Annotated in this window: 7 protein-coding genes; 2 read left to right on the top strand and 5 right to left on the bottom strand. The window is 67.5% G+C overall.

The window, feature by feature from the left end; translation table 11 throughout:
• Positions 1–938: TonB-dependent receptor domain-containing protein (locus I55_RS06795; protein WP_044559744.1), on the top strand; the 938-nt coding region annotated here is incomplete at its 5' end.
• A 248-nt stretch (positions 939–1,186) separates the two neighbouring features.
• Here the strand turns inward: I55_RS06795 and I55_RS06790 are convergent.
• Genes I55_RS06790 through I55_RS06775 form a run of 4 tightly spaced genes read right to left on the bottom strand, consistent with a single transcriptional unit; the run spans position 1,187 to position 4,681 of the window.
• Positions 1,187–2,104, bottom strand: a complete 918-nt coding sequence (locus I55_RS06790; protein ID WP_044559743.1) for a polysaccharide deacetylase family protein — start codon at positions 2,102–2,104, stop codon at positions 1,187–1,189.
• 6 nt (positions 2,105–2,110) lie between these two features.
• Positions 2,111–3,046, bottom strand: coding sequence for a polysaccharide deacetylase family protein (locus I55_RS06785; RefSeq protein ID WP_044559742.1), 936 nt, complete (start codon positions 3,044–3,046; stop codon positions 2,111–2,113).
• The gene (locus I55_RS06780; protein ID WP_044559741.1) at positions 3,046–3,729 is read right to left on the bottom strand and encodes an isochorismatase family protein; all 684 of its coding nucleotides are present in this window, start codon (positions 3,727–3,729) and stop codon (positions 3,046–3,048) included. The genes I55_RS06785 and I55_RS06780 overlap by 1 nt, the downstream gene beginning before the upstream one ends.
• Before the next feature lie 13 nt (positions 3,730–3,742).
• Positions 3,743–4,681 (bottom strand): hydroxymethylglutaryl-CoA lyase, encoded by a 939-nt coding sequence (locus I55_RS06775; RefSeq protein WP_044559740.1) that lies wholly within the window; start codon positions 4,679–4,681, stop codon positions 3,743–3,745.
• 105 nt (positions 4,682–4,786) lie between these two features.
• Here I55_RS06775 and I55_RS06770 point away from each other — a divergent pair, with 105 nt between their 5' ends.
• The gene (locus I55_RS06770) at positions 4,787–5,977 is read left to right on the top strand and encodes a CaiB/BaiF CoA-transferase family protein (protein WP_252181052.1); all 1,191 of its coding nucleotides are present in this window, start codon (positions 4,787–4,789) and stop codon (positions 5,975–5,977) included.
• A gap of 7 nt (positions 5,978–5,984) precedes the next feature.
• Here I55_RS06770 and atpB read toward each other — a convergent pair.
• Positions 5,985–6,625: F0F1 ATP synthase subunit A (gene atpB / locus I55_RS37635; protein ID WP_199902487.1), on the bottom strand; the 641-nt coding region annotated here is incomplete at its 5' end.

Below are 6,625 nucleotides of genomic sequence, written 5' to 3'. Positions count from 1 at the left end.
ACCCCCGGGGCAAGGACCCGCTGTTCAGCACCGCCCTGATCGAGGCGGCGGGCATTCCGACCAACCTGGAAAACGAGTTCGTGACGCCGCGCTTCGCCCTGTCCTACCAGATCGAGCCCAGCCTCATGGTCTACGCTTCCGCCACGCGGGGCGAGAAGTCCGGCGGCTGGAACGGCCGCGCCCTGGCCAACAACCTGTTCCTGGCCTTCAAGCCGGAAAAGGTGTGGTCCGAGGAAGTGGGCATGCGCGGCGATTTCTTCGACCATACGCTGCGCCTGAACGCCACCGCCTTCTACAGCGAGGCGGAGGACGTGCAGATTTCCGCCGCCTATACCGTCAACGGCCAGCGCATCTTCACCACCACCAATCCGGCCGGCCTGCGCAACTACGGCGGTGAGCTGGAGGCGGAGTGGGTGCCCATCCGGGGCCTGACCTTCAGCGGCTCCATCGGTGTGCAGCACGCCCGCTACATCGACATCTCCAGCGACGTCCAGGCGCAGATGGCGGCCTGCCAGGCGGCCTTGGCGTCCAACAACACCTCGGGCATCTCGAACAACTGCAACCGGGGCTTCGTCGACTTCAAGGGCCGGATCGCCCGCCCGGTGCGCGCGCCGGACTTCACCGGCCTGGTGACGGCGACCTACCAGATCGACACCGAGGCCGGCATCTTCCGGCCCACCGTCGGCTTCGACTACAACAACGGTTACGCCATCGGCAACGCGGGCAACACCGACAGCACGGACGGCGCCTGGACCGATCCGCAGGTGTTGTGGAACCTGAACCTGGCCTACGAGCCGGCGAAGGTGCCGAACCTCACCCTGTCCGTCGGCTGCAAGAACTGCACGGACCGGACCTACAAGGTCTCCTTCCTGTCGGCGACCTCCATCTACCTGAACCCGCCCATGACCTGGGACGTGCGGGCGCACTACAAGTTCTGATGTTCTGATACCGGCGGCATTTGAACGGGGACGTTCAAATGCCGCCTCGCTTGCCCTCAGGCGCCGGGCGCGACCATCCGGTCGCTTGGCTTCCTCGCTTTCCGGTCCGCCTTCGGCTCCCCGGAAATCTCCGGCGGATGCAGTCGCATCCTACAGCAGCATGAGCCGTTGCCTCATGCTGCTGAAATGCCAAAAGAAAACCCCGCGCGGGATCATCTCCCGCGCGGGGCTTTTCGCATTGAAAAGGGTCAGCGCGGAACGGCGCCGACCACTTCCGATCCGGTGGCGAACCAGCTGTTGTCCTGGTCCTTCAGCCAGCGCAGCAGGCCGTCGAAGGCGTCGATACGGTAGGGCAGGCCCAGGATGTACGGCGTCACCTGCAGCGGCAGCAGGCGCCCGCCGTGGGTGCGGGATTCCTGGTCCAGCCAGGTATAGGCGTCCTGGATCTGCCGGACGTAGCTGTCGGCCGACTGCTGCAGCACGTTCACGATCTGCCGGTCGGACAGTTCATGGCTCAGCGGCAGGTTCATGATGTCGCCGGCCGGGGTTTGCATGGCATAGGGCAGGTCGTCGTTCACCCAGTCACACATGTAGCGCACGCCGGCCTCGGCCAGCAGGCGGGGGGTGTTCCAGGACTGGGAGCGGGCGATGGACAGCCAGCCGGCCGGCCGCGTGCCCGTGGCCTGTTCCAGCACGTCCAGCGACGTGCCGATCAGGGCGCGCTCCGCCTCTTCGTCCAGCCCGGTGGCGATGGTGCCGTTCATGTCGGTGGAATGGGCGATGATCTCATGGCCCGCCGCGATGATCTCACTGATGACGGCGGGATAGCGCTGGGCGATGGCGGCGTTGACGGCGACCGACACCTTGGCCCCCACCGCCGCGAAACTGTCTAGCAGCCGGTAGAAGCCGACGCGGGTGCCGTAGTCGCGGGAGGTGTAGTGGCGATAGTCGGGGAAGGGGGTCTGCATATGCCCCGGCGCGCGGAAGGGCTTGTCCGCCGGTGTCAGGGGGAACCATTCCAGGCTGACCACGATGCTGACGGCCACACCCTTGCCCCCCGGCCAGCGGACGGCCGGGCGGTCGAACAGGTTGGACCAGGGGTAGAGGTCATGGTCCATGCCCCGGCGGCGGCGGGGATACTCAAGATATGAAGGGTCCAGGGACATGGGCGCTCACTCCGCTGCCGGGCGGGCGGTTTCGGCCGCCACCGCGTCGTAATCATGGGCCAGGAAATGCTGGGCGATGTCGCCGGCCCGGGTGATCCAGGCGCGGCCGTCGGCGGCGATGTGGCGCAGCACCTCCTCGAACGGGCCGATGCGGTGCGGCTGACCGATCAGGTAGCTGTGCAACGGAATGCACATCACCGTGCCCGACGCCTCCCCCTCCCGCGCCAGGCGCTCGTACTGGCGGATCAGGGTGTCGGCGTATTCCCGGGGGCTCATGTTGTAGACGGCGAAGCCATAGTGGTCGTTGACCTCCAGGCTGTAGGGCATGGAGACCAGCCGCCCCTCAGACACATGCACCGGCCCCGGCTGGTCGTCGTGGTACAGGTCGCAGGTGTAGGTGAAGCCCATCTCCGCCAGCAGGTCCATGGTGCGGGTGGTGTGGGTCAGGGCGGGGGCCAGCCAGCCCCGGATGCGCTGGCCCGTGGCCTCCCGCACCGTGCGGATGCTGTCTTCCATGATGGCCCGTTCCTGGGCCTCATCCATGCCGTAGGTGTAGCGGGTATTGTAGATGCCATGGCTGAAGAATTCCCAGCCCAGGGCGTTGGCGTTCTCCACCACCTCGGGGTGGTGCTGGCACAGCGCCACCGACAGCGACACCGTGCCCTTGAAGCCGTGGCGCTCCATCACCTCCGCCATGCGCCAGTGGCCGACGCGGTTGGCATAGTCGCGATGGCTGTAGCCGACCACGTCGGGGTGGGGCTTGGTCCAGCTTTTGCGGAAGGGGTTGGCCGGCGGATCGATCTCGTAGAATTCCAGGTTGGGCGAGATCCAGACGGCGATGGGCTTGTCCCCCGGCCAGCGGATGGGGTGGCGGTCGCGATAGGGGCGAAAGTCGTACAGCCCGGGATCGTTGACCACTGGGTTTTGGGGTGTCGTGCCCATCACCGCGCCTCCAGCCAATCGACCACCGTCTGCACCGGCTCCACATCCGCGTATTTCAGCTGCAGGTCGGTCAGGTTGGCGAAGTGGTAGCTCTCATGCTTGTCGGCACAGGTCTCGATGGGGACGATGGTGCGATAGCCGCGGCTGAGGGAATCCACCGCCGTCGCCCGCACGCAGCCGGAGGTGGAACCGCCGGTGACGATGACCGTGTCCACCTTGTGCCAGACCAGATAGCTGGCCAGCGGCGTTTCGAAAAAGGCCGACGGCATGCGCTTGGTGTAAATCGCGTCAACGGTCGTGTCGATATCGCAACGGTCGTCGAAGGCGTGGCGGCGGCTGCCGTACTTGATGTTCTGCAGGCTGTCCGGCGTGTTGGTGCGGGTGCCCCAGACGCCGGCGTCGCCGGCATCCTCGGCATAGGCCACGTGGGTCCAGATGACCGGCATGCCCTTGGCCCGCGCTAGCGAGGAAATGCGGTTCACATGCTCGATCTGGCGGGGATCGGTCTCATAGGCCGTCTTGAACTCGTCGATGCGGGTGTAGGCATTCTGGAAATCCACGTTGACGATGGCCAGCTTTTCGCCAAAGCCGAACTTGGCCCGGGCCGGATTGGCCATCACGTCTTCGAAAATCTGGCGGGCCGTCCGGTCGTCCCGGATCATGCGCGTGCCGACGATGGTCATGCGACGTCTCCCCTTAGTGATGAACGGTGGGCGTGAAGCCCAGCGGCAGGCCGGCGGCGGTAACGAAACCGTACAGCGGTTCGCCCGGCAACGCCTCCGCCAGGATGGTCCGCACGGCGAACAGGGCGTCCAGGTCGATGCCCGTGCGCACGCCCATGGCCTCCAGCATGAAGGCCAAATCCTCGGTGACGATGTTGCCGGAGGCGCCAGGCGCGAAGGGGCAGCCGCCCAGGCCGCCCAGCGAGCTGTCCAGCGTGGTCAGCCCGGCGTCCAGCGCCGCCAGGGCGTTGGCCAGGCCCAGGCCGCGCGTGTTGTGCAGGTGGATGCCGGTCAGCGCGCTGGTTCCCACCGCGTCCCACACCAGCTTGATCAGGCGGCGCACGGCGGCGGGGTCGGCATAGCCCGTGGTGTCGGACAGCCCGACCTCGTCACAGCCGGCGGCCATCAGTTCTTCCGCCAGGCGGGCGATCTGGCTGTCGGGGATGGGCCCCTCCAGGGTGCAGCCGAAGGCGGTGGACAGGCTGCCCTCGAAATGCGGGCGCCGGTCCGGGGGCAGGGCGGCGATCATGGCGGCGATGGCCTTCGCCTCCTCGATCACCTGAGCATGGGTGCGGCGCAGGTTGCGCAGGCTGTGCGTCTCCGACACCGACAGGGGCAGGGTCAGCTTGTCGGCGCCGGCCTGGATGGCAGCCTCCGCCCCGCGCGCGTTGGGCACCAGCACCGCCACGGCCAGGCCGGGGATGGTCTTGGCGTGGGCCACCACCTCCGCCGTGTCCGCCAGCTGCGGCAGCAGCTTGGCCGGCACGAAGCTGCCCACCTCGATCTCCCGCACGCCGGCCGCGGCTTCCGCCGTGATCCAGGCCTTCTTGGCCGCCAGCGGCATGATGGCGGTGATGCTTTGCAGGCCGTCGCGCGGCCCCACCTCGCTGATCAGAACGTCCCCAGCTGCCATGCTCTCATTCTCCCGGCCTCATCAGCCCGCTTGTTTTATTGTTATAACTCTATAACAATTAAGACGGGCCTGTCGAGCCCGAAGCGGATGTCGCGGGAGACAAGAATGGATATGGACAGGGACGCGCTGCCGTTGGCCGGCGTCACGGTGGTTGAGTTCACGCACATGGTCATGGGGCCATCCGTGGGGGTGATCCTGGGCGACCTGGGCGCCACGGTGATCAAGGTGGAACCCATGGGCGGGGACCAGACGCGCCGGCTGCTGGGGTCTGGTGCCGGCTATTTCCCGATGTTCAACCGCAACAAGCGCAGCCTGTGCCTGGATTTGAAGAGCCCCGAGGGCCTGGCCATCGCCCGGCGCCTGGCGGACGGCGCCGATGTGCTGGTGGAGAATTTCCGCCCCGGCACGCTGGAGCGGCTGGGCCTGGGGGCGGACGCCCTGGCGCAAAGCAACCCGGGACTGGTCTACTGCTCGGCCAAGGGCTTCCTGGCCGGCCCCTATGAGCACCGCACCGCGCTGGATGAGGTGACGCAGATGATGGGCGGCCTGGCCTACATGACTGGCCCGCCAGGCCGGCCGCTGCGCGCGGGCTCTTCGGTGGTGGACATCACCGGCGGCATGTTCGGTGTCATCGGCATCCTGGCCGCGCTGTTGCGCCGGCAGCAGACCGGGCGGGGCGGGGCCGTCAAATGCTCCCTCTACGAGACCACGGCCTTCCTGGTTGGCCAGCACATGGCCCAGCAGGCGGTGACGGGGAAGGCGGCGCAGCCCATGCCCGTGCGCCTCTCCGCCTGGGCCGTCTACGACGTCTTCGAAACCAGGCGGGACGAAGAATTGCTGTTCGTCGGCGTGGTCAGCGACGCCCAATGGCAGGCCTTCTGCGCCGCCTTCGGGCTGCAGGACCTGGGCGACAATCCCGCCTATGCCCGCAATAACGACCGGGTGCTGGCGCGCGACATCATCCTGCCCCGGGTGCGGGCCCTGTTCGCCGATCAGGACCGGGCCACCCTGGTGGAGCGGTTGGAAGGCGTGGGCCTGCCCTTCGCCCCCATCACCCGGCCGGACGAATTGTTCGACGACGCGCACCTGAACGCCGAGGGTGGCCTGCTGGACGTCACCATCCCCGGCGGCACCGCCACCAAGCTGCCGGCCCTGCCGCTGGAATTCGACGGACGCCGGCCGGGCCTGCACCATGACATTCCCGAGGTGGGCGCGGACGCCGACGACATTCTGGCCGGCCTGGGCTACGGGGCGGAGGAGATCGGCGCTTGGCGCGCGCGCGGCGTGGTGGGGTAAGCCGAAACTAACCCTGGGTGCCAACGGCGGCACCCAGGGCGCCGCCTTCCCCCGCGCCGCTGGTGCCCAGGTCCAGGGTGATCTGGTAGCGGTCGGCGCGGTAGTGGGCGATGGTCAGCAGGATGGGGTGCCCGGCGCTGTCGCTGACCAGCCGCTCGATGCGCAGCAGGGGCGCGCGGGGCTCCACCTCCAGCGCGGCGGTGAGGGCGGCATCGGCGGAGACGGCGGCGATGGTCTGCCGTGGCAGGAAGGCCACCATGATCTCGAAACCGACCAGGGCCACGTTGATGGCCACCGGAACGGCGCCGGCCAGCCAACCCACGGCGCCCAGGGCGCCGATCATGGTGATGGTGAAGCCGGCGAAGACCTTCAGCATGGTGTGGCCCGCCATCATGTTGGCGAACAGTCGGATGGACAGGCTGACCGGCCGCATCAGATACGAAATGATCTCGATGGGGATCAGGATGGGCGCCAGCACGATGGGCGCGCCGGAGGGGAAGAAGAAGCTGAAGAAGTGCATGCCGTGACGGATCAGCGCCAGCACGGTCACGAACACGAACACCGTCGCCGCCAGCGCGAAAGTCACGATGATGTGGCTGGTGAAGGTGAAGGTGCCGGGGATCATGCCGATCATGTTGCCGAACAGCA

Origin of the sequence: Azospirillum sp. B4, from assembly GCF_000333275.1 — a bacterium.
Classification (GTDB): Bacteria; Pseudomonadota; Alphaproteobacteria; order Azospirillales; family Azospirillaceae; genus Nitrospirillum.
Note: the sequence above shows the minus strand (reverse complement) of the source record. Positions and strands in the feature narration are given on the sequence as shown.

Coding starts and splice junctions, on each gene's coding strand:
- I55_RS06790 (WP_044559743.1), bottom strand. CDS start 2,104: ATGTCCCTGGACCCTTCATATCTTGAGTATCCCCGCCGCCGCCGGGGC.
- I55_RS06785 (WP_044559742.1), bottom strand. CDS start 3,046: ATGGGCACGACACCCCAAAACCCAGTGGTCAACGATCCCGGGCTGTAC.
- I55_RS06770 (WP_252181052.1), top strand. CDS start 4,787: ATGGATATGGACAGGGACGCGCTGCCGTTGGCCGGCGTCACGGTGGTT.
- I55_RS06775 (WP_044559740.1), bottom strand. CDS start 4,681: ATGGCAGCTGGGGACGTTCTGATCAGCGAGGTGGGGCCGCGCGACGGC.
- I55_RS06780 (WP_044559741.1), bottom strand. CDS start 3,729: ATGACCATCGTCGGCACGCGCATGATCCGGGACGACCGGACGGCCCGC.